At 64.7% G+C, this 19,909-nt stretch carries 19 protein-coding genes; 7 read left to right on the forward strand and 12 right to left on the reverse strand.

Annotated elements, in window-relative coordinates:
- The first annotated feature begins 2 nt into the window (after nucleotides 1–2).
- Nucleotides 3–716, forward strand: a complete 714-nt coding sequence (locus ACUYMZ_RS13970) for a DUF4166 domain-containing protein (RefSeq protein WP_442423529.1) — start codon at nucleotides 3–5, stop codon at nucleotides 714–716.
- Here the strand turns inward: ACUYMZ_RS13970 and ACUYMZ_RS13975 are convergent.
- The 6 genes from ACUYMZ_RS13975 to ACUYMZ_RS14000 form a co-directional block, all read right to left on the reverse strand.
- Nucleotides 713–1,768 (reverse strand): uroporphyrinogen decarboxylase/cobalamine-independent methonine synthase family protein, encoded by a 1,056-nt coding sequence (locus ACUYMZ_RS13975; RefSeq protein ID WP_481603919.1) that lies wholly within the window; start codon nucleotides 1,766–1,768, stop codon nucleotides 713–715. The two genes, ACUYMZ_RS13970 and ACUYMZ_RS13975, sit on opposite strands and share 4 nt — an antisense overlap.
- 3 nt (nucleotides 1,769–1,771) lie before the next feature.
- On the reverse strand, nucleotides 1,772–2,161 hold the full coding sequence (locus ACUYMZ_RS13980; protein ID WP_426003347.1) for a chorismate mutase: 390 nt from the start codon (nucleotides 2,159–2,161) through the stop codon (nucleotides 1,772–1,774).
- A 109-nt stretch (nucleotides 2,162–2,270) separates the two neighbouring features.
- Complete coding sequence (locus tag ACUYMZ_RS13985) at nucleotides 2,271–3,974, reverse strand: dipeptide ABC transporter ATP-binding protein (protein ID WP_481603921.1); 1,704 nt, start codon at nucleotides 3,972–3,974, stop codon at nucleotides 2,271–2,273.
- Entirely contained in the window at nucleotides 3,971–4,948 is a 978-nt protein-coding gene (locus tag ACUYMZ_RS13990) for an ABC transporter permease (protein WP_426003350.1), read from the reverse strand. Before ACUYMZ_RS13990 ends, ACUYMZ_RS13985 begins: the two co-directional genes overlap by 4 nt.
- 2 nt (nucleotides 4,949–4,950) lie before the next feature.
- Nucleotides 4,951–6,042 (reverse strand): ABC transporter permease, encoded by a 1,092-nt coding sequence (locus ACUYMZ_RS13995; RefSeq protein ID WP_481603923.1) that lies wholly within the window; start codon nucleotides 6,040–6,042, stop codon nucleotides 4,951–4,953.
- Nucleotides 6,043–6,156: 114 nt separating this feature from the next.
- Entirely contained in the window at nucleotides 6,157–7,785 is a 1,629-nt protein-coding gene (locus ACUYMZ_RS14000; RefSeq protein WP_426003353.1) for an ABC transporter substrate-binding protein, read from the reverse strand.
- A gap of 217 nt (nucleotides 7,786–8,002) precedes the next feature.
- Between ACUYMZ_RS14000 and ACUYMZ_RS14005 the strand changes: the two genes are divergently transcribed.
- Nucleotides 8,003–8,830, forward strand: coding sequence for a caspase family protein (locus ACUYMZ_RS14005; protein ID WP_426003354.1), 828 nt, complete (start codon nucleotides 8,003–8,005; stop codon nucleotides 8,828–8,830).
- A gap of 57 nt (nucleotides 8,831–8,887) precedes the next feature.
- On the opposite strand, the gene ACUYMZ_RS14010 is transcribed toward ACUYMZ_RS14005, so the two are convergent.
- Nucleotides 8,888–10,507 (reverse strand): gluzincin family metallopeptidase, encoded by a 1,620-nt coding sequence (locus ACUYMZ_RS14010; RefSeq protein ID WP_481603927.1) that lies wholly within the window; start codon nucleotides 10,505–10,507, stop codon nucleotides 8,888–8,890.
- Nucleotides 10,508–10,598: 91 nt separating this feature from the next.
- Nucleotides 10,599–11,723 (reverse strand): tRNA 2-thiouridine(34) synthase MnmA, encoded by a 1,125-nt coding sequence (gene mnmA / locus ACUYMZ_RS14015; RefSeq protein WP_426007577.1) that lies wholly within the window; start codon nucleotides 11,721–11,723, stop codon nucleotides 10,599–10,601.
- A 194-nt stretch (nucleotides 11,724–11,917) separates the two neighbouring features.
- On the opposite strand from mnmA, the gene ACUYMZ_RS14020 reads away from it, so the two are divergent.
- Nucleotides 11,918–13,171, forward strand: coding sequence for an NAD(P)/FAD-dependent oxidoreductase (locus ACUYMZ_RS14020; RefSeq protein ID WP_481603929.1), 1,254 nt, complete (start codon nucleotides 11,918–11,920; stop codon nucleotides 13,169–13,171).
- A 14-nt stretch (nucleotides 13,172–13,185) separates the two neighbouring features.
- Here ACUYMZ_RS14020 and ACUYMZ_RS14025 read toward each other — a convergent pair whose 3' ends face one another.
- From ACUYMZ_RS14025 to ACUYMZ_RS14035, 3 genes are read right to left on the reverse strand one after another with little or no spacing between them, the layout of a single operon-like run.
- A complete protein-coding gene (locus tag ACUYMZ_RS14025) occupies nucleotides 13,186–14,418 on the reverse strand; it encodes a cysteine desulfurase family protein (protein WP_481603931.1) in 1,233 nt (410 codons plus the stop codon).
- 31 nt (nucleotides 14,419–14,449) lie between these two features.
- Nucleotides 14,450–15,160 carry a helix-turn-helix transcriptional regulator gene (locus tag ACUYMZ_RS14030; RefSeq protein WP_481603933.1) on the reverse strand — a complete coding sequence of 237 codons (711 nt, stop codon included), beginning with the start codon at nucleotides 15,158–15,160 and terminating at the stop codon, nucleotides 14,450–14,452.
- Nucleotides 15,161–15,213: 53 nt separating this feature from the next.
- The gene (locus ACUYMZ_RS14035) at nucleotides 15,214–15,888 is read right to left on the reverse strand and encodes a hypothetical protein (RefSeq protein ID WP_481603936.1); all 675 of its coding nucleotides are present in this window, start codon (nucleotides 15,886–15,888) and stop codon (nucleotides 15,214–15,216) included.
- A 207-nt stretch (nucleotides 15,889–16,095) separates the two neighbouring features.
- On the opposite strand from ACUYMZ_RS14035, the gene ACUYMZ_RS14040 reads away from it, so the two are divergent.
- From ACUYMZ_RS14040 to ACUYMZ_RS14055, 4 genes are all read left to right on the forward strand, one after another.
- On the forward strand, nucleotides 16,096–17,034 hold the full coding sequence (locus tag ACUYMZ_RS14040; RefSeq protein WP_481603938.1) for a J domain-containing protein: 939 nt from the start codon (nucleotides 16,096–16,098) through the stop codon (nucleotides 17,032–17,034).
- A 44-nt stretch (nucleotides 17,035–17,078) separates the two neighbouring features.
- Nucleotides 17,079–17,546, forward strand: coding sequence for a tRNA (cytidine(34)-2'-O)-methyltransferase (locus tag ACUYMZ_RS14045; protein WP_442423520.1), 468 nt, complete (start codon nucleotides 17,079–17,081; stop codon nucleotides 17,544–17,546).
- Nucleotides 17,547–17,734: 188 nt separating this feature from the next.
- Entirely contained in the window at nucleotides 17,735–18,340 is a 606-nt protein-coding gene (gene sigK / locus ACUYMZ_RS14050; protein ID WP_481605896.1) for an ECF RNA polymerase sigma factor SigK, read from the forward strand.
- 37 nt (nucleotides 18,341–18,377) lie between these two features.
- Nucleotides 18,378–19,208 (forward strand): anti-sigma factor, encoded by an 831-nt coding sequence (locus ACUYMZ_RS14055; RefSeq protein WP_481603940.1) that lies wholly within the window; start codon nucleotides 18,378–18,380, stop codon nucleotides 19,206–19,208.
- A gap of 95 nt (nucleotides 19,209–19,303) precedes the next feature.
- Here the strand turns inward: ACUYMZ_RS14055 and ACUYMZ_RS14060 are convergent, their stop codons facing one another.
- Entirely contained in the window at nucleotides 19,304–19,849 is a 546-nt protein-coding gene (locus tag ACUYMZ_RS14060) for a gluconokinase (protein ID WP_481603942.1), read from the reverse strand.
- Between the last annotated feature and the right edge of the window lie 60 nt (nucleotides 19,850–19,909).

A 19,909-nucleotide genomic window follows, 5' to 3' on the forward strand; every position in this document is an offset into this window, starting at 1 on the left:
ATATGAGTACCCCCATTTACCGGCTTGCCCTGGGCAGCGGGTTCGACGACCTCGCTCCTGAGCTGCAGGAGTATTTCTCGTTGGCTGCAGGTTCGGGAAGCTATGGCATCGGTGAGGGTGTCTTCGACGTCGTGGGATGCAGGCAACGGTGGTTGCGGCCACTGCTGGCCTTGACCGGCCACGAGGAAGCGTTCTTTCCGGAGTACGGCGAGCACATCCCCTTCCGGATCGAAAACCACGCCCATGTGGATCCCTTCGGCAGGCCTGCCCTGACTGCCCGCCGCGAGATTTATTTTCCGTCCGGCACGCGCCTCTTCCACGATACAACCAGCGCCATCACCGGAAACCCACCTGACGACCGGGCCCGGCTGGTGGACCATCTGGGCCGCTACCGGCGCCTGGCCACCGACCTTGAGGTCAGCGTCACTCCGGAAGGCAGGCTGCGGGGCGTGTCAAAGGCCAGCCGGCTGTTCCTTGGTCCACTGCGGATAGCCCTTCCGGAACTCCTTGATGCCCGGGCCTACGCAGAGCAATGGTACGACCGCGAAGAAGGGAAGCACCGTATCCAGGTCAAGGTCATCCAGCCCCAGATCGGTCTGGTGCTGGTTTACGCCGGCCGCTTTGATTACCGGTTGGTCCCCTACCTCCCGGGGTCGGCGCCAGGGAACTCGCTTCCCCGCTACGCAGAACCTGACCGATGGGAGCAGCGCGTCTAGCCCTGGGCCAGCTGGTCGAGGCCGTCGGCGACCTGTGTGAGCCGGACGAGGACCTCTTTGGCGGTCGACGGCGGCAGGTGTGCCAACCCTGTGGCTGGAGTGACGCGGAGCCCGCTGAGCAAGGATGCCGGGAGGCCCAGCTGACGCCACGGGCGCCAGATGGTGTTGACGATATCCGCAGTGCGCGGCAAGGGGCCGTCCGTCGCCATTGCGCCTGCCCACACCCGTTTTCCCGCTTCCGCGGCTGCTGCGAGCTGTTCCCACTGCCGGGTGGTCAGGGCCTTGAGGGGAACGGCGACTCCGTCGGCGCCGGCCGACAGGATCCGCTCGATCGGAGCCTCGATCTCAGGGACGGAAATAACGGTTTCGACGGCGCCGCCTGACTTGAGCGCCTCCACCACCAACCGCCATGCTCCGGTGACTTCCTCCCTGGCAATGGACCGCAGCGTCCGGTAACCACTCGCCGTCGGGATGGTGCCGGCCATGACGGCCGCAATGTCCGGTTCATCCACCTGCACCACGATGCGCGCACCAGGCACGGCCGCCGCAAGGCGCTGGAGGTGGCTGCCGACGCCGGCGGCGAGCGACTCCGCGATGTCCCGCCGTGCCCCGTAGTCGAGGAGGGAGCGCTCGCCATTGTGCAGGTAAAGGTTGGCCGCCAGTGTCAGCGGACCAACGAACTGGACCTTCAGTGTGGTGGCCTGGGCGTCCTCGGCCCCCGCGATGTCGGCCAGGACGTTGATGTCGGACGCCAGGAGGGAGCGGGCACGTTGTTCGTCCTTTCCCGGGCGGTCCACCAGCCGCCATCCGTGCGGCTGCACATCGACAGCAAGGTCCACCAGCAGGGCACTCGTCCGGCCGACAGCGTCGGCACCCACCCCGCGGTCCGGAAGCTCAGGAAGGAACGGCAGATGAGGATCGCCGAGCTCGCCCCGGACTGTCCGGACAGCTTCGGCATGGTCGGTGCCGGGCCAGGTGCCCAGCGCCGTAGCGGACGCGCGCTCGGGAGCGGGCACGGGAATTCCGCTGGACGGGTTTGTCTGCTCCGCCACGGGCTACGCCTGCTGGCTGGAAATCTGGTGATCCTCGGCAATGGCCTCGTGGTGGCGGATCACTTCGCTGATGATGAAGTTCAGGAATTTCTCGGCGAAAGCCGGATCAAGGTGCGCATCCTCGGCGAGGCGCCGCAGCCGCGCAATCTGCGCGGCTTCGCGCCCGGGGTCTCCTGCCGGGAGCTTGTGGGTAGCCTTCAGGATCCCCACTTTCTGGGTCGCTTTGAAGCGCTCGGCCAACAGGAAAACAAGCGTGGCGTCAATGTTGTCGATACTGGACCGGATGGACAGGAGCTCATCCATGATGGCGCTGTCCACCTGGCCGGCCAGGGAGCTTGCTGCCGGGTTGAAGGAAGGGACGTCATCCGGGAGGGCATTGTTCTGCTCGGTCATGAGTCCCAGTCTAGGGTCTGGGCGCACACAGGCGCGGGTGTTACCTGCAGCCCACCGGGTGCCGGCAGTCCGCCCCATGACAGGAACGGACCGCCGGACGGGCCAGGTGTCAGCCGCCCAACAGCGCGCGGTGGGCCTCCCGCCGTCGTGCTTGTTGTTCCGGGTCCGGAACCGGCAGTGAGGCGATCAGCCGCTTGGTGTAGTCGTGTTGCGGCGACCCCATGACGTGGTTTCCGATTCCCTGCTCCACCAAACGTCCTTTGTACAGCACGCCAACCCAATGCGAGAGCATGTCCACCACTGCGAGGTCGTGGCTGATGAACAGTGCCGCGAACCCGAATTCCTCCTGGATGTCCTTGAAAAGGTCCAGGACTTTCGCCTGGACTGACACGTCCAGCGCGGAGGTGGGTTCGTCGGCGATCAGGAGGCGCGGATTCAGGGCCAGGGACCTGGCCAGGGACGCACGCTGCCGCTGACCTCCGGACAGTTCATGCGGGTAGCGTTGGGCGAACGACGCCGGCAACTGGACTGATTCGAGCAGCCGGCCGACCGCCTTCCGCGCCTCCTCAGGACGCGGCCTGGTATGGATGAGCAGCGGCTCTGCAACGCATTCCCCGATGGTCAGGTGCGGGTTGAAGGACGCGGCGGGGTCCTGGAAAACGAAGCCGATATCCTTGCGCAGCGGCCGGAAGGTACGCTCCCGGAAATCCAACATTTCGTAGCCCAGGACCTTCAGGCTGCCGCCTGTCACGCGGGTCAGCCCGGCGATCGCCCTCCCGAGCGTCGACTTACCCGAACCGGACTCCCCCACCAGGCCGTAAACCTCATTGGCAGAGATCGTGAAATCAACGTTGTCCACGGCTTTGAAGCCGTGGCGTCCGAACCGGGCCGGATATTCGATGGTCAGGTTCTTTGCCTCGACCAACACCTCTCCGTCCTGATGGAGCCGGGTACGGGCTCCCTCTGACGCCGAGTTCCGGCCCAGGTGCGGGACGGCTGCCAGGAGATTCCTGGTGTACTCCTGCCGGGGTTCGGCAAACAGCACGCGGGAGGTTGCTTCCTCAACGACGTCTCCCTGGTACATGACCACCACCCGGTCGGCGAGGTCGGCCACCACGCCCATGTTGTGGGTGATCAGCACAATGGATGTCCCGTAGTCATCCCGCAGGTCCCTCAGCAGTTGCAGGATCCCGGCCTGAACGGTGACGTCCAGCGCCGTGGTCGGCTCGTCTGCCACGATCAATCCCGGGTTGAGCGCCAGCGCCGCGGCAATGACTACCCGCTGCTTCTGTCCGCCGGAGAACTGGTGCGGGTAGTAGTCGACCCGGGTTTCGGGATCGGGAATGCCGACCTTCCGCAGCGCCTCCGTTGCGCGCTTCCTGGCTTCCTTTGCCGAGACCCGGTGACCGTCTGCCGCATGGGCGCGGATGCCTTCAGCGATCTGCCACCCGACAGTAAACACAGGGTTCAGGGCGGTGGACGGTTCCTGGAACACCATGGCCACATCCCGGCCACGGATTTTCCGCAGCGTGGAGGGTCCGACGCTGATGACGTTGCTCCCATTGATCACCACGGCGCCTGAGCTGACGGCCGTTTCGGGGAGGAGACCGAGGATGGTTTTGGCCGTGACGGTCTTGCCGGAACCGGACTCGCCCACGATCGCCACGACTTCTCCGGCTTTGACATCCAGGCTGACGTCCTTCACGGCGTGGACGTCACCACCGTCCGTGGCAAAAGTGACCTTGAGGTGTTGGATGTCCAGGACGGCGGGGGCAGCCCCGCGGTCCGGCACGATGACGGGATCGACGCTCATGCTGTGCCTTCCTGTGCAGTGGGTGCCGTGGAACCGGCCCGTTTGCGTCCCCGGATCCGTGGATCGTTGAGATCGTTGATGCTTTCGCCCACCAGCGTCAGCCCCAGCACGGCCAGCACTATGGCCAGGCCCGGGAAAACTCCTGTCCACCAGATGCCCGAGGACGTGTCGGCCAATGCTTTGTTCAGGTCGAAGCCCCATTCGGCGGCGGAGGTGGGTTCGATGCCGAAGCCCAGGAAGCCAAGCCCCGCCAACGTGAGGATGGCCTCCGAAGCGTTGAGGGTGAACATCAGGGGCAGGGTCCGGGTGGCGTTCTTGAAGATGTGGCGGCCGATGATCCGGACGCTTGATGCGCCCAAAACCTTGGCGGATTCCACGAACGGCTCGGCCTTGAGGCGGATGGTCTCAGCCCGGATCACCCTGAAGTACTGGGGCACGAACACCACGGTGATGGAAAAGGCACAGGAGAAGATCCCGCCCCAGAAGCTCGACTGTCCGCGGCTGACCACAATGGAGATGACGATCGCCAGCAGCAGTGTGGGGAAGGCGTAGATGGCATCCGATACCACCACCAGGATCCGGTCCAGCCACCCGCCGAAGTAGCCGCTGAACAGGCCCAGGGCCACGCCAAGGAACAGCGACATGGCCACGGATACGGCGATCACCGTGACGGCTGTCTGCGAACCCCACAGGACGCGGGACAGGACGTCGTAGCCGCCAACGGTGGTTCCGAGCAGGTGCTTGGGTCCCGGCGCCTGCTGCGTGGGGAACGATCCCGAGCTGTCGCTGAGCTGGGAATAGCCGTAGGGCGCAAGCAGTGGGGCGAGGATGCTGGTCAGGAGGAAAAGTCCCGTGAGGATGACACCTGCCACCAGCATGCCGCGTTGGAGTCCCACACTCTTGCGGAGATGGGACACCACCGGGAGCCGCGATCCAAGGGACCGCTTGGGAGCAGTGAGTTGCAGGGTTTCCATGGTCAGTACCTCACTCGCGGGTCGATCAGCGCGGCGATGATGTCCACGATGAAGTTGGTGACGGCGACGATCACGGCAAGCAGCACCACGATGCCCTGCACGGCGACGAAGTCCCTGGCGTTGAGGTACTGCACCAACTGGTAGCCCAGGCCCTTCCACTCAAAGGTGGTTTCGGTCAGGATGGCTCCTCCCAGCATGAGGGCGATCTGCAGGCCCATGACGGTGATGATGGGGATCAGCGCCGGCTTGTACGCATGCTTCGTCAGCAGCCTGTACTCGCTGACGCCACGGGAGCGACCGGCCTCCACATAGTCCTTGCCCAGCGTTCCGATCACATTGGTGCGGACCAGGCGCAGGAAGACGCCGGCCGTCAGCAGCCCCAGGGCAGCAGCGGGAAGGACTGCGTGCGAGGCGATGTCACCAAAAGCGGTGAAGTTGCCGCTGCGCAGGGCATCCAGCCAGTAGATCCCGGAGGGCGCGGCAAGATTGCTCATGGCCAGTTCAGTCCGCGTGGACGCCCTCCCGGCCACCGGAAACCACCCCAGCCACACCGAGAAGGTCAGTTTGAGGAGGAGCCCGGAGAAGAACACTGGTGTCGCATAGCAAAGGATGGCAAAGATCCTGAGGACTGCGTCGGAAGCCTTGTCCCGGTGCTGGGCGGCAATGAGCCCGAAGGGAATTCCCACGGCAAGCGCGACGATCAGGGCATTGATGCTCAGTTCCAGTGTGGCAGCGCCGAAGGTGAACAGGACTTCGACCACCGGACGGCGGTCCGTGATGGTGGTGCCGAAGTTGCCTGTCAGCAGCTGGCCCAGGTATTCGAAGTACTGGACCAGGACGGGCCTGTCGTACCCGGCCTCATGAATCCGCTGTGCAAGCACGTCCGGGGGCAACCGTCCGCCCTGGGCAGCAGTGATGGGGTCGCCGATGACCCTCATCAGGAAGAAGACCAGGGTCACCAGGATGAAAACCGTGGGGATGATCAGGAAGAACCTGACCACGATGTATCTGCCAAGTCCTCCACCGGGCCTGGATTTGCTTTTGGGGGCCACGACGCCGGGTTCGGCATCGGGTACGTCTATGAGTGTTGTCATTGTTGCCTATGGCTCCTGCCCGTGGGTTGCGCGGGGTTGCTGGTGGCTGCCGGCGATGGTGGTCAGCACAGGAGGCGGGACACCTGGTCAGTGTCCCGCCTCCCCCTGGCGCAGCTACTTGGATATGGTTCCGAGGCGGAACTTGAAGGAGGCGTCCAGCGTGTTTTCCACGCCATTGACTCCGCTGCCTGCAATGGCAACCTGCGCCCCCTGCAGCAACGGCAGCGTAGAGATGTCCTTGGCCAAGGCGTTCTGTACGTCCTTGATCGCGGTTTCGCGGGCTGACTTGTCTGCTTCGGTGAGCTGCTTGCTGATGAGTTCGTTCACCGTGGCGTTGTTGTAGTGGTTCTTCAGGAAGCCGCCCTCCGGGAAGAACGGGGTGAGATAGTTGTCGGCATCGCTGAAGTCCGGGAACCACCCGAACTGGAACAGCGGGTATTCATCGGCACGGCTGGCCTTGCTGTAGGTCACCCATTCGGTGGACTGCAGGTTCACCGTGAAGAGTCCGGACTTTTCGAGCTGTTCCTTGATCATCGCGTACTCGTCACCGGAGGATCCGCCATAGTGGTCCGGGTTGTACTGGAGGTTCAGGGCCACGGGTCCGGTGACTCCCGCGTCTGACAGCACTTTCTTGGCTTTGTCCAGGCTGGGCTTGCCGCTGTCGCCGTAGGCGTCCTTGAAGGACTCGTTGGCTCCGAGGAAGCCATTGGGAACGTTGGACCACAGCGGCAGGTACGTGCCCTTGTAGACCTGGTCGGCGATCGCCTGCCGATCCACGAGATGGGCCACTGCCTGGCGAACGGCCAGTGCTTTGGCAGGATCGGCCCCTTCGGCTTTGTTGCCGAAGGGCATGGTGTCGAAGTTGAAGGTGATATAGCGGATTTCGCCTCCGGGACCGGTCAGGACCTTGACCTTGGAGTCCTTCTTGAGGTCGTCCACATCCGTGGCGCTGAGGCTGCGGAAGGCAACGTCGATGTTGCCTTGCTGGATGTCCAGCTTCAGGTTGGTGGGGCTGGCGTAGTACTTGATGGTCGCTTCGTCATTGGCCGGCTTGCCGAGGACCCCCTGGTAGTCGGGGAAGGCCTTGAAGCTGACGAGCTCGTTCTTCTTGTAGCTGTCGATGGTGTACTGGCCGTGGAAGGCATTGGCCTTGATGATGTCATCGTCAGCCAGGAGCTTGTCCGCCGGGAACACTTCGTCGTCCACGATCGGGGCAGCCGGGCTGCTGAGGATCTGGGCAAAGGTCTGGTCGTTCGCGAGCTTCAGTTTGAAGACCACCGTGTTGGCATCGGGGGCAGTGACGCTCTCGATGTTGGTCAGCAGGGTGGCGGGACCGGCTGGATCGTTAATGGCCACCTGGCGGTCGAAGGAGAACTTGACGTCCTTGGAGTCCAGGGTGTGGCCGTTGGCCCATTTGAGGTTGGGCTTGAGTTTGACGGTGTACTCGGTGGGCGCCGTGAAGGAGGACGATTCCGCCAGGTCGGGCACCGGTTCGGCACCGCCGGGCTTTGAGTTGAGGAGGAAGGAGTAGATCTGGTTCATCACCATGAATGAACCGTTGTCGTAGGACCCGGCAGGGTCCAGCGCAGTGACTTTGTCGGTGGTGCCGTAGGCGATGGGTCCTTCGGCTGCCGGAGCGGACGAGGATCCTCCGCCCGAGGGCCCTGTGCAGGCGGTCAAGGCGAGCGCGGAGATGCCCGCGAGCGCGATAACGCTGTTCAGGGCCTTCTTGTTCAGTGCCATCTGGGTGAACCTTCTGTTCGATGGTTTCGGTGCGCCCCTGCAATGTGATGGGCGGCACACTCTTGACCTCCCGATTCAACCAGACTTCCGCCATCGTGAAGCATTCATTTTGTGATTCGAGACACAAACTTTACCTGTCAGTAGCTTCCTGCCCACCGCCCAAGGCCATTGCCCGGCAGCGGGTGCAGGAATATCTTGGTTGCGAAAGGACGGGCCCATGACCAAGTCAGCCCTCTGTGTAGGGATCAACAAATTCAAGTACCTCCCCTCATCGAGCTGGCTGCAGGGATGCGTCAATGACGCTGAAGACCTGGCCTCCGTCCTTGAGGCCACGTACGGTTTTCCGGAAGCCGGCATCACCGTGCTGCGGGATGCCAAGGCAACCAGGAAGAATGTGCTGGCCGCGTTGAACGAGCTTGTGGACAGCGCTGTCGAGGGCGGGTCCCGCCACTTGGTGTTTACTTTCTCAAGCCACGGCACGCAGGTCCCGGATACCAGCGGCGACGAAGCCGACCGCCTGGATGAGGCCTTTGCCTGCTATGACATCAACAACGCAGGAGACGCCTGGGATCCTGCGACCGTCATCACGGATGATGAACTGGCATCGCTCTTTACCCGCGTTCCGGAAGGCGTGCTCATGGAGGTGGTCCTGGACACCTGCCACAGCGGGACAGGACTGAAGTCATTGGATCTGCTGCCGGGCCGCCGCCCGCGTTTCCTCCCGGCTCCTACGCCCCGGGCTGTGGCAGCCAGCGAGTTCAGCGACACCCGCACCCTCCGTGACCTGGTCAAGGCATCGGTTTCATCCCGGCCTGTGCTCATGGCGGCTTGCCGGGCGGACCAGACTGCGGCCGATGCTCCCATCGATGGCCGCTACAACGGAGCCTTTACCTACCATTTGTTGAAGTCGTTGGCGAGCGACGGGTCGTCCCCCCGGGCAGAGATCCTGAAACTGGTCAGCAAGGGCTTGAAGGCCGGCGGTTTTGACCAAGTAGCGCAGTTGGAAGGCACGACGGCGGCACGCAAGGCCGCGTGGGGAAGCTGACGGCGGCGGTGGCCGCTACTGCTTGAAATCACTTGGAACTGCAGCCGTTGCCGGGCATTACTCCCCGGTGCCGTGGAACTTGTCCCGGACCCCCGATGACGCGGCTTCCTCGGCGTCATGATGTTGGTCCGACCCGAAAAGAAGTCCCTGGCGCTCCCTGTCCATGACCGGTTTGAGCGCCGCGTACACCAAGCGGCCCCCTGCGTCGAAGCGGAGCAGCCCGCCGCCCCGGACGTCCACGTACTCCCTGCGGGTTTTGAGGCCAAGGCGCACATAGGCTTCCTTCCGGCTCATACGCACTGTTTGGATGAACGACGCACCGATTTCCGAAATAATGAACCCGTCCGGGGAGACCCGTTCGGAGGTCCGCACCCGGGTGGAACTCAAGGGAGTGCGCCGCTCCAGCCTGGCTGCGTCCAGCAGCCTGGGGTTTTCCCACACGAACCGCTGCACTTCCTGGGGATCTGAGCCGAGGGCAGACAAGCGGATCGGATATCGCAGCCCTTGGTAGTTGTCCACGCCGCTGATGTTATGCAGGGAAACCCGGCGGATGCCGATCGCCGAAAATTCATTCTGCAGAGCGTCCCTGTACCCGTATGCGTCCTCGGGCACCATGTCCAGGTCGGCTGCGATGATCCCCCGCAGCAGGTCGCGCCAGCCCACATCCACCGGTGGCATATAGGAGAGTCCCCGGATCACCATGCGGAGCACCCGCATGGCAACGATTGATCCTGACTCTGCTTTCTGCTGGAGGCTTGGGTGCCCACCCATGCGTGCATTCCGCTCCGACCAAAGGTGCCGGACGGCCCGGAGAACCGCCCCCACCACCACGGACCCCCGGGCGTGGGGTTCCACCAGGTCCTGCCAGTTTTCGGGCACCGGTCCAAGCAGCGGTTCCCGCAGGGGACCCCGGGCAAAGAGATCGCGGGCAAAGTCGAACAGTGAACGCATCAGCTCGTCGTCGCCGACGCCGCGTTGTCCCCCGCCGGCGGCCGCCTCAAGCTGCCGGTGGACCACCTCCCGTGAGGAGAAGACGGACAGGATGGCCACGAGGTCCGCCAGCGCCTCATGCATGGCCAGTTGTTCCATGGTTGCCAGGTGGTCCGCCCATGCCGGGCGGAAACCGTCAAGGATTGCGTGGGTCACTTCGTGGGCAACGATATCCCGGTAAAGAGCGGTTGGGACCTTGTAGCCCATCCTGTCGACTGAACCGAAGCGGATGATGTTGGTGCCGCGTTCGTATCCGGTGTCCGTCGCCGTGACACGGTCCCGGGCCTTGAGCACAACCCTGCCTTCGGGCACCCACGGCATCCGGCGTCCCAGAGTTGTTTCAAAAATGTCCAGTGTGTTCATCGCTACGGCGTACACGTGCTGGGCAAGGAAGCGGGTGTCATCCAGGAGTTCCCGCAGTTCCTCCGGTGGCGGCAGGGACACCAATTGCCAGGGGTCTCCTTGCCGCGTCAAGGTCACCGGCGAGACGTTGGTACCGCGCCATTTGCGGATGTGGATGGCGTAGCGATGGCCCGTCGGACCCCTGCGCAGCCGCTCCACAGGAATGCGTACCTGTGCGGTCAACGGCGGCTGGCCACCGCTGCCGATCGGCCCTTCCGCCAGGACCGTGACGGAGACCATCTGACCGGCTTTGATGTCTCCCGGGCTCTTCTTAGGAAATGCCACAGCCATCGCCATCCCGATCGCGGACCACCCCAGCCGCAGCGGTTGCGCTGCTTAGGGCAAGTATGGGGTGGGGTCAGGCTGGAGGCAATGACTACTGGAGGACAGCCCTCTGCAGGGAACGGGCCGCGTCAATGGTCGCCTGGCCCAGCACACGGCTTCCTTGGTACAGGACAACAGTCTGGCCGGGAGCCACGCCACGCAGGGGGTCCTCCAGCGTCACCACAAGCCCGGGCCGATCCTGGCCGTCGTCGCCCGTGACCGCCTCCACGCGGGCGCGGGCAGGCACGGGGTCGCCGTGGGCTCGGACCTGGGCGTGGCAATCAAACTCTTCACCGGTAGTTACCTCAGCAATGGGCAGCCCGGCCCAGGAAACCTTGATGCCCCGGATTTCGTCGATGGCCAGGAGGGATTCAGGGCCCACCACCACCTTGTTGTCCTTGGGGCGGATCTCCAGCACGAAGCGCGGCTTTCCATCAGCGGCGGGCGTGCCGAGCTTCAAGCCCCGGCGCTGGCCCACGGTGAAAGCATTGGCGCCGGAGTGTTCGCCCACCTTGGTGCCGGTCTCGTCCACGATGTCCCCCGTAGTCATGTCGATCTTCTCGGCCAGCCAGCCGCGAGTGTCGCCGTCGGGGATGAAGCAGATATCGTGGCTGTCCGGCTTGTTGGCCACGGACAAGCCGCGCCTCTCGGCCTCGGCGCGGACCTCAGCCTTGGATGGGGTATCGGCCAGCGGGAACATGGAGTGCTTGAGTTGCTCGTGCGTCAGGACACCCAGGACATAGCTCTGGTCCTTGGCCCAGTCCGCCGCACGGTGCAGTTCGCGGTTTCCGTCGGCATCTTCGATGACCTTGGCGTAATGGCCGGTGCACACCGCGTCGAAACCCAGGGCAATGGCCTTCTCCAGCAGGGCGGCGAACTTGATGCGCTCATTGCAGCGCATGCAGGGGTTGGGGGTACGGCCCGCGGCATACTCATCAATGAAGTCCTGGACGACGTCTTCCTTGAACCGCTCGGAGAAGTCCCACACGTAGTACGGGATGCCCAGGACATCGCATGCGCGCCATGCATCACGGGAGTCCTCGATGGTGCAGCAGCCCCGGCTGCCGGTCCGCAGTGTTCCGGGCATGCGCGACAACGCCAGGTGGACACCCACGACGTCGTGTCCGGCCTCGACGGCGCGGGCGGCGGCTACGGCGGAATCGACTCCGCCGCTCATTGCTGCAAGAACTCGCATGCTGGCTTCCATGGTTGCTGGATGGTGGGAGAACGGGCCGGCAGGGAGCAGCCGGAACGCCCATCCATTCTAGCGCGCTGTGCTCTACGGGCCCTAAAACCGTTGACCCCTCAGTTCGGCCGCTCTAAAATCAAAAGTACTGCTTTTAGAATCACCGGCTAGGAATCGAGCGGATCATGGACACCGGACAGATGCTCATCGCAGGTGGCGGCCTTGCAGGGGCCACAGCCGCCAAGACCCTTCGGGCCGAGGGTTTCGCGGGCCCGATCACCCTCCTGGCAGCCGAGGAGCGGATACCCTACCTCCGTCCACCGCTGTCCAAGGACTTCCTCCTCGGGAAAGCGGAGGAGGACGCGGTCCCCGTTGTTCCCGCAGAGTGGTACGGCGCGAACGACGTCGAACTCCTCACCGGCACCCCGGCCGCCGGGGTCCGGCCAAGGGACCATGAGGTGGAACTCACGGATGGCCGGACCATCCAATACTCGAAGCTGTTGCTCGCAACAGGGTCGAAACCGCGCAGCATCCCCCTTCCGGGCAGCGAGCTGGACGGCGTCATGACCTTCCGGACCTTCGACGACAGCCTCAAGCTTCGCGACCAGTTGAGGGACGGCGGCCGCCGCGTGGTCATGGTTGGCTCCGGGTGGATCGGCATGGAGTTGGCCGCTGCAGCACGAACATATGGCAACCAGGTGACTCTGATCGGACTCGAAGACGTACCGCTCGGCGCAGCGGTGGGCCCGGAACTGGGGAATTTCTTCAAGCGGGTCCATGAAGGGCAGGGCACGCGTTTCCTTCTTCCGGCGAGCGCGAAAGCCATCCAAGGCAACGGTGGGCATGCGTCCGCTGTCGTCACTGACACCGGCGAAGTACTGCCGGCAGACATCGTGGTCATTGCCGTAGGAGTCGTTCCTGATACGGCCCTGGCTGCCACGGCCGGACTCCGCCTGGAGAACGGCATCCTGGTGGACCCGGGATTGCGCACCAGCGCTCCGGATATCTTCGCGGCCGGGGATGTCGCCAACGCCCTGCATCCCTTCACGGGCCAGCACCACCGCAGCGAGCATTGGTCCAACGCGCTCAATGGAGGCAAAGTGGCGGCGAAGTCAATGCTCGGCCAGGATGCCGCCCTGGATATGGTGCCGTACTTCTATACGGACCAGTTCAGCGTGGGCATGGAATACTCCGGCTACCCATCACTCGCCACCGGAACCGCACCTGTGCTCCGCGGCTCCCTTGATGACGAGGGTTTCCTCGCCTTCTGGCTCCGCGGGGGAAGGAATGGATCCAGCCGGCTGGTAGCCGGCCTCAGCGTCAATGTGCCCCGCGTTCACAAAACCATCAAGTCACTGATTTCAGGGAAGGTCGAACTCGACCCGGCCCAACTGACCGACCCCGGGGTTCCCCTGCAGGAACTGCTGCCTTCGGCCTAGCAGCCGGTATGGGGTCAGGCTGGTCCGGCTGCGCCTCGCCTGGCCACGGTGCCCGCTGTCTGGATGGTTGATTCGTGGCCCGCCATGCCCGCCTGGCGTGCCCGCTGGCAGGCATCCGGAAGTGCTTTGAGCAGGGCATCAACATCTGCGTCAACGGAGCTGTGGCCCAGGCTGAAGCGCTGGGCGCCCCGGGCAGTCTCTTCGTCCAGTCCCATGGCCAGCAGGACGTGCGACGGCCGCGGCACCCCCGCCGTGCAAGCCGAGCCCGTGGACGATTCCACACCCGCAAGATCGAGCAGGAAGAGCAGGGAGTCGCCTTCACAGCCGGGGAAGGTGAAGTGGGCATTACCAGGGAGCCTCCCGCTGCCCTCTGCCCCGCGCAGCACAGCGTCCGGCACGGCCTCCCTGACTCCCGCGATGAGCCTGTCCCGCAGGGCAGCCAGCCTTTTTCCCTCCCCGTCAAGATCCATTGACGCCCGCTCTGTGGCGGCAGCAAAAGCGGCAATGGCCGGCGTGTCCAGGGTTCCGGACCGGACATCGCGTTCCTGGCCACCACCGTGCTGGACTGGCGTGAGCTTGACCGCCCGGCCCAGGAACAGCGCCCCGACACCCACGGGACCGCCGAGCTTGTGCCCTGAAACGGACATCGCGGCCAGTCCCGACGCACGGAAATCGACGGGGACGGAACCAAAGGCCTGAACTGCGTCCGAATGCACCGGGATTCCATGAAGTGAGGCCAGTTCCACGATCCCGGGGATGGGTTGCAGGGTGCCGACTTCATTGTTGGCCCACATCACGGTGATCAGGGCGATCGAGTCCGCATCCCGCTCGATCTCAGCACGGACGGCGTCAAGCTCCACAGCACCCGTTGAATCGACCGGCAACCAGACGACCTCGGCATGTTCGTGCCGCTCAAGCCACTCCACCGTATCCATGACCGCGTGGTGCTCGACGGCGGAGCACAGGATCCGGGTACGTGCCGGGTCCTCGGCGCGACGGGACCAATAGAGGCCTTTGACCGCCAGATTGTCCGCTTCCGTCCCTCCGGAGGTGAAGATGACCTCGGAGGGATGGGCGCCGGCGGCAGCAGCCAGCGTCTCGCGTGCGTCTTCCACCGTCCGGCGGGCACGGCGGCCTGCACTGTGCAGGGAGGACGGGTTTCCGGTGCGGGCCAGCTCCCGGGTCATGGTGGCAAGGGCCTCGGCCGACATGGGGGTGGTGGCGGCGTGGTCAAGGTATACAGGCACCTTGCCATTCTATCGAGCAGGGAACTGCAGGTTACCCCTGGGGTCCCACCTCCGCCGCAGGGCCAGGAACGTTGCCGGGAGCGGTCCCGGAAGCAACGATCCTGGCGCAGCAATAACCCGGCCGGTTGTCCGCTTGGACGCTGTCCGCGGGGAGACCGGCCGCCGTTGCCGCGCCGGCAAGCAGGGCTCCGTTCATGGTGCACACCAGGTCCCGGTGCTCCAGGGCGAGCCGATGGAAGGGACAACTGGTCAGGCTCGTGCCGCCGTCCGCATCAGCCCGCGGTTCGTAGCCAAGCTGCCCAAGGGAGTCATGGAGGTCCGCAGACCCCAAACGCACACCCGTGCGTTCCGCTGCTTCCCGTAGGGCATCCTGAACCCTGACATCCGCGGACAGGGATTGCTCAACCGCAGCCGCGAGGAGATCAGCCGCGAGATCATAGCGCCGCTGGGGAACGGACGCGGACACCTCGTCCACCGCGGCCCGGTACATCTTGGCCGGTCGGCCGGATCCTGGGCCCGTCCGGTCGGAAGATTTCCGGAACTCGACCGCCAGCAGACCGTCACGGACCATCCTGTCCAAGTGGAAAGACACGGTACTGCGTGGCATGCCCAATGCCTGCGCAGCTTCGTCCCGGCCCACGGCATGGGCGGAGCTGCGGACGTAGCCGTAAAGGGAGCGCCTGCCGGCGTCGTCAAGCGATGCAACAGCTGAAATGCGCCGAAGCCAAGGAAGGCCTGTCATGGGTTAAGGGTATCTCTAAAAACAAGATGAATTGCTAAAGAATCCGGCGAACATCACTGGCCGGGAGGAACCACCGCAACATGCCCGGCGAGCTCGGCCTTGGAGGTGGCAAGCGTGTTCGCGTCAGGACAGGCAAGCGAAACGTACACCGAGGAGGCAGGCTTGCTGAACAGCCGCGCCCACACCAGCATGGCCTGTCCACCGGATGTGCCCGGAGACTCCAGGGCAAGGAACTCCACCTGGCGCTGCGGCCCGTCAGTATCCTGCCCCCACGGCAGCTTGACCGGCTTCAGGTTTTCCGCAGCGGTTCCGGCGTCCAGGTAGGCGAACAGTGCCTTGGTGGAGGCAGCGTCATCGCCTGGTACCACCAAGGGTCCCTGGTTCACGGCGACCCTTGCCACTGCCATACAGCCGTCCGTCTTTTTGTATTTGTTCTCCCCTTGCAGGCCGGAGTGCACCACGGACCACCCAGGCACCTCCTCCAGGCGGTTGCCCACCGTCACCGGGTCCCCCGCGGCCAGGGTGCCGCCGGCGTCGAGCGGAAGATCCTTGGCCGCAACAGCCGCGGCATCATGGCCGGGGGTGATGGTGGGCGTTGCCAGGGCCGGCTCCGAAACGGCGGGCGTCGGCGCAGCCGGGTCCGGAACGCTGACACTGCACGCGGCCAGCAACACGCCCACGGTTCCTGCGGCACCCAAGGCCGCCACCCGCCGTCGAACTCTGCGCATTGCCTGGCCCCCTGAAGTGTGCGGTCTAACGTGTCCGTTGCCCCACCGAGTCTAGCTTCCCTCCCGGGCACGCACGTCCGCAGGACGGTCGGGGCAGCCGGCCGGGAACCCTGGACACTCCCGGCGTCGTTCATTGAGTGGGCTGGATAAACTGGCCCCAACGCCCCATACCGGGGCGGGGTCGCCATCCAAGGGAAGGGCCAGTGCTTGGCCGAGGGCAGCAAGTCGCATTACCAGGTTCTCCGTGTGCCGGTGACGGCGTCTGAGAAGGAAATCAAGGTTGCCTACCGCAAGGCTGCCCGCAAGGCCCACCCGGATCACGGCGGCGAGGCCGAAATGTTCCGACGCGTCACCCTGGCCTATGAAACCCTGATCGACCCCCAGCGGCGGGCTGAGTACGACCGCCGTTACGCCAGCGGCCGCGCCGGGCAACCCAGGCCCGGCGACTACACCGGAACACAGCCGCCGGCCTACGCTGCGTCAACCGCAGCGAAGCGGGCCCAGCCGCAGCGCAACACCGCTGGCGACCCTGCCGTCTACGTACCGTCTTTCGACGACCCAAACGAGGTGCCGCTGCTCTCCCGTTCCGAGGCTGCCCGGCAGGTCCACGGGCTGCCCCGCAAGCGCGGCATATTCGGGGCCGAGGCGCGCATCCAACGCGAGCTTCGAACCGTGAACCTCATCAGCCGGCAAGTCCTGCCTGGGATTCCCGCAGCCCGGCTCATCAACGGGCTCCGCTCACCGTCGGACAACAACCACATCGACCACGCCGTGCTGTCCGGCTACAGGCTGGCACTGGTCGGGTCCATGCTGTTGCCCAAAGGAGCCTACGCCTGGGACGGGCAGACCCTGCGCCACGGGGGCCGTTCCGTTGCTCCCCCGCAGCTGGGCCACATCGTGCGCCACATGCAGGACATCTTCCCCGAACTCAACGTCACGGGCTGGGTAGTGCTCCACGGCCCGGACGGCAACCTGCACGAGCCCGTGATCGACCAATACGGCCGGGGAAAGTCGAGCCAATCTGCTGTGGAAGTGGTCAACGGGGCTGGTTTGGTCCGCGGCCTGAAACACTTCCTGTCATCCGGGCCGGCACCAAATACCGTGGTGGTCCCGGTCCTGGCGCGCCTGCTGCGGGGCATGCACTGAACTGCCGGTCCGGGAACCACACCAATGCTGGCTAGGATGTAACGGTGTTCCGCATCCTCTTTCACACCCCGGAAATTCCCGGCAACACGGGCAATGCCATCCGCCTGGCTGCCATCACCGGCGCCGAGCTGCACCTGGTGGAGCCGTTGGGCTTCGACTTCTCCGACGCCAAGCTCCGGCGCGCCGGGCTGGACTACCACGATCTCGCTGTGGTGACGGTCCATAAAGACATCGACGCCGCGTGGTCGGCTTTGCAGCCGGAGCGCGTCTTCGCCTTCACCTCCGACGGAGACACGTCCTACACCGATGTCAGCTACAGGGAAGGCGACGTCCTGATGTTTGGGCCGGAATCGGTTGGACTTCCCCAGTGGCTGAAGGACGACCCCCACGTCACGGCCCGCGTCCGGCTCCCGATGCGGCCCACCCTGCGCTCCCTGAACCTTGCCAATGCGGCCTCGATCGCAGTCTTCGAGGCATGGCGGCAAAACGGGTTCGCCGGGGCAAAGCTGTAGCCATCCGCGCGGGCTCCGGCACCGAATGACATATGCAGGGAACGTCCCTGGCCTGGATATTCGAGTGAGGAGCAGCCGTGAGTGCGATGGAGACAAGGACGGCCCTGGACAGCCGGCGTGCCGCCTCTCCCGCAACACAGCCGGGGCGCGCTGCCGCTTTCAAACACGACGACCTATGCTGGAAAGTGATGGACATCCCGAACAACCCAGGCCCCCCGGTCTTCGAAGCTTCCGGCACGGCAACTGATCTGAATGCCCGGCTGGCCGGCCTGCTGGAACTCATTGCCAGCGGCGACCAGCAGGCATTTGCCGAGTTCTACCAGTTGACCTCCCGCCGGGTATTTGGCATGGCCAGGCGCGTGCTGATCGACCCCGAACTCAGCGAAGACGCCACCCAGGAGGTCTTCATCCAGGTCTGGCAAGGCGCGGCCAGGTTCGACCGGTCAGCCGGAAGCCCGCTTGCATGGCTGATGACCATAGCCCACCGCAGGGCGATCGACCGCGTCCGTGCAGTGCAATCCGCCACGGACCGTGAAGCGAAGTATGGCGCTGCCAGCCAGGATCCGGACCGCGACGTCGTGGCCGAAGAAGCCGATACCAACCTTGAAGCCGAGGCCGTGAGCCGTTGCCTGGGCACCCTCACCGAAACACAGCGGGAATCTGTGCGCCTTGCCTACTATGGCGGACTGACCTACCGCGAAGTCGCAGAGCACCTCGGCGCGGCGGTGCCCACCATCAAGTCCCGCATCCGGGATGGCCTTCTGCGTTTGAAGACCTGCCTGGGGGTGGTCTGACGTGAGCGAAAATACCGGTGGAGGATTTGTCCGCAGAATGTTCGCCAATGATATTGCAACCGACCTGTCCGAGGGCCGCGTCCTCGAACTGGCTGAAATCTACGCTTTGGATGCCCTCAGCGATGCTGAACGGACCATGGTGGATGACTACCTCAAGGATGCCCCGGAGGCACCGGAGTTCCACGAGCGTGTCCGGCAGGCCCGCGAGGCGCTGACCATCAGCTTCACGGCCGAGGAAGAGCCGCCGCCGGGGCTTTTCGACAGCATCCTTGACCGGATTGCGGGGTCCCCCACGTCCGGCGCAGCCGCAGGTCCGGTCCACAACACTGCCGGTTCAACGGCGGTCGACGCCAGCCCGGCCGGTGGCGCTGCAGGCATCGACGAACTCTCCGCGGCCAGGGCCAGGCGCAGCGGGCGCAGCCGCCTCACCGGAGCCCGTGCGTGGCTGGTGGGTGTGGCAGCGGCAGCCGTGGTTGCCTTGGGAGGTGTTGGGGTTGGCGCCTATGTTGCTGCGCAAAACGATCCAGTGAACCAGATCCTGCAAGCCCAGGACGTCCAGAAGCAGACCGCTCCGGTCCCCGGTGGAGGCACGGCCACCATCTCGGCCTCGTCGGCCAAGGATTCCTTCGTGGTGCTCATGGACGACGTCGCCCCCGCCCCGGAGGGCAAGGTCTACCAGTTGTGGACGCTGCCCAAGGACGGCTCAGCGCCGGTACCGCAGGGCACCATGGATGCCCGGACGCTGTCCAAGCCTGCGGTCGTGAAGGGACTCTCGTCGGCATCCTCCGTGGCGATCACCGTGGAACCGACCGGCGGTTCGAGCTCACCCACCCTTCCGCTGGTGCTTGTGGTCCCATTGGCTGCCTGACGCCACGCCCGCGCCGATCACGCAGGTGCTTATGACGACGGCGGCCGCCCCACCAGATGTGGGAACGGCCGCCGTCGGTCATTGTTTCGCAAGCACTAGGGAGCGACCACTCCGGTGTCCGCAGCTGCCGGCACCAGGCCGAGCCGCTCGATGACCTCATCGGCTTCCTCTGCCGGTGACGCCGAGACGCAGAGGGAAATGTGGTTCTCGTCTTCGGTGGGCTCTTCCAGGGCCTCAAACTGGGACTCCAGCAGCGATGGAGGCATGAAGTGGCCGTGCCGTGATGCCAGCCGGTCCGAGATCCTGTCCTGGCTGCCTTGGAGGAAGACGAACACTACGTGGTCTCCACGCAGTACATCACGGTACTTCTTCTTCAAGGCCGAGCACGTGATGATGGCCGGGGTCCCGGCTACTGTGTGGTTCCTGATCCACTCTGCGATCGTGTCCAGCCAAGGCCAGCGGTCGGCGTCGTCCAACGCTTGGCCCGCCTGCATCTTGGCAACATTGGCGGCGGGGTGGAGGTCGTCTCCCTCGGCCAGGTCCCACCCGAGTTTTCCGGCCAGGACACCGGCAACGGTGGACTTTCCCGAGCCGGAGACTCCCATGATCACCAACACCGGCTGCTGTGCAGTCTTCGTCATCAAAGCCTGCCTTCCTCAATAAATATGATTTAACTGAGGTCCAGCTTAGGGGAAGGGAGA

It is taken from the genome of Arthrobacter sp. T572, assembly GCF_056780115.1.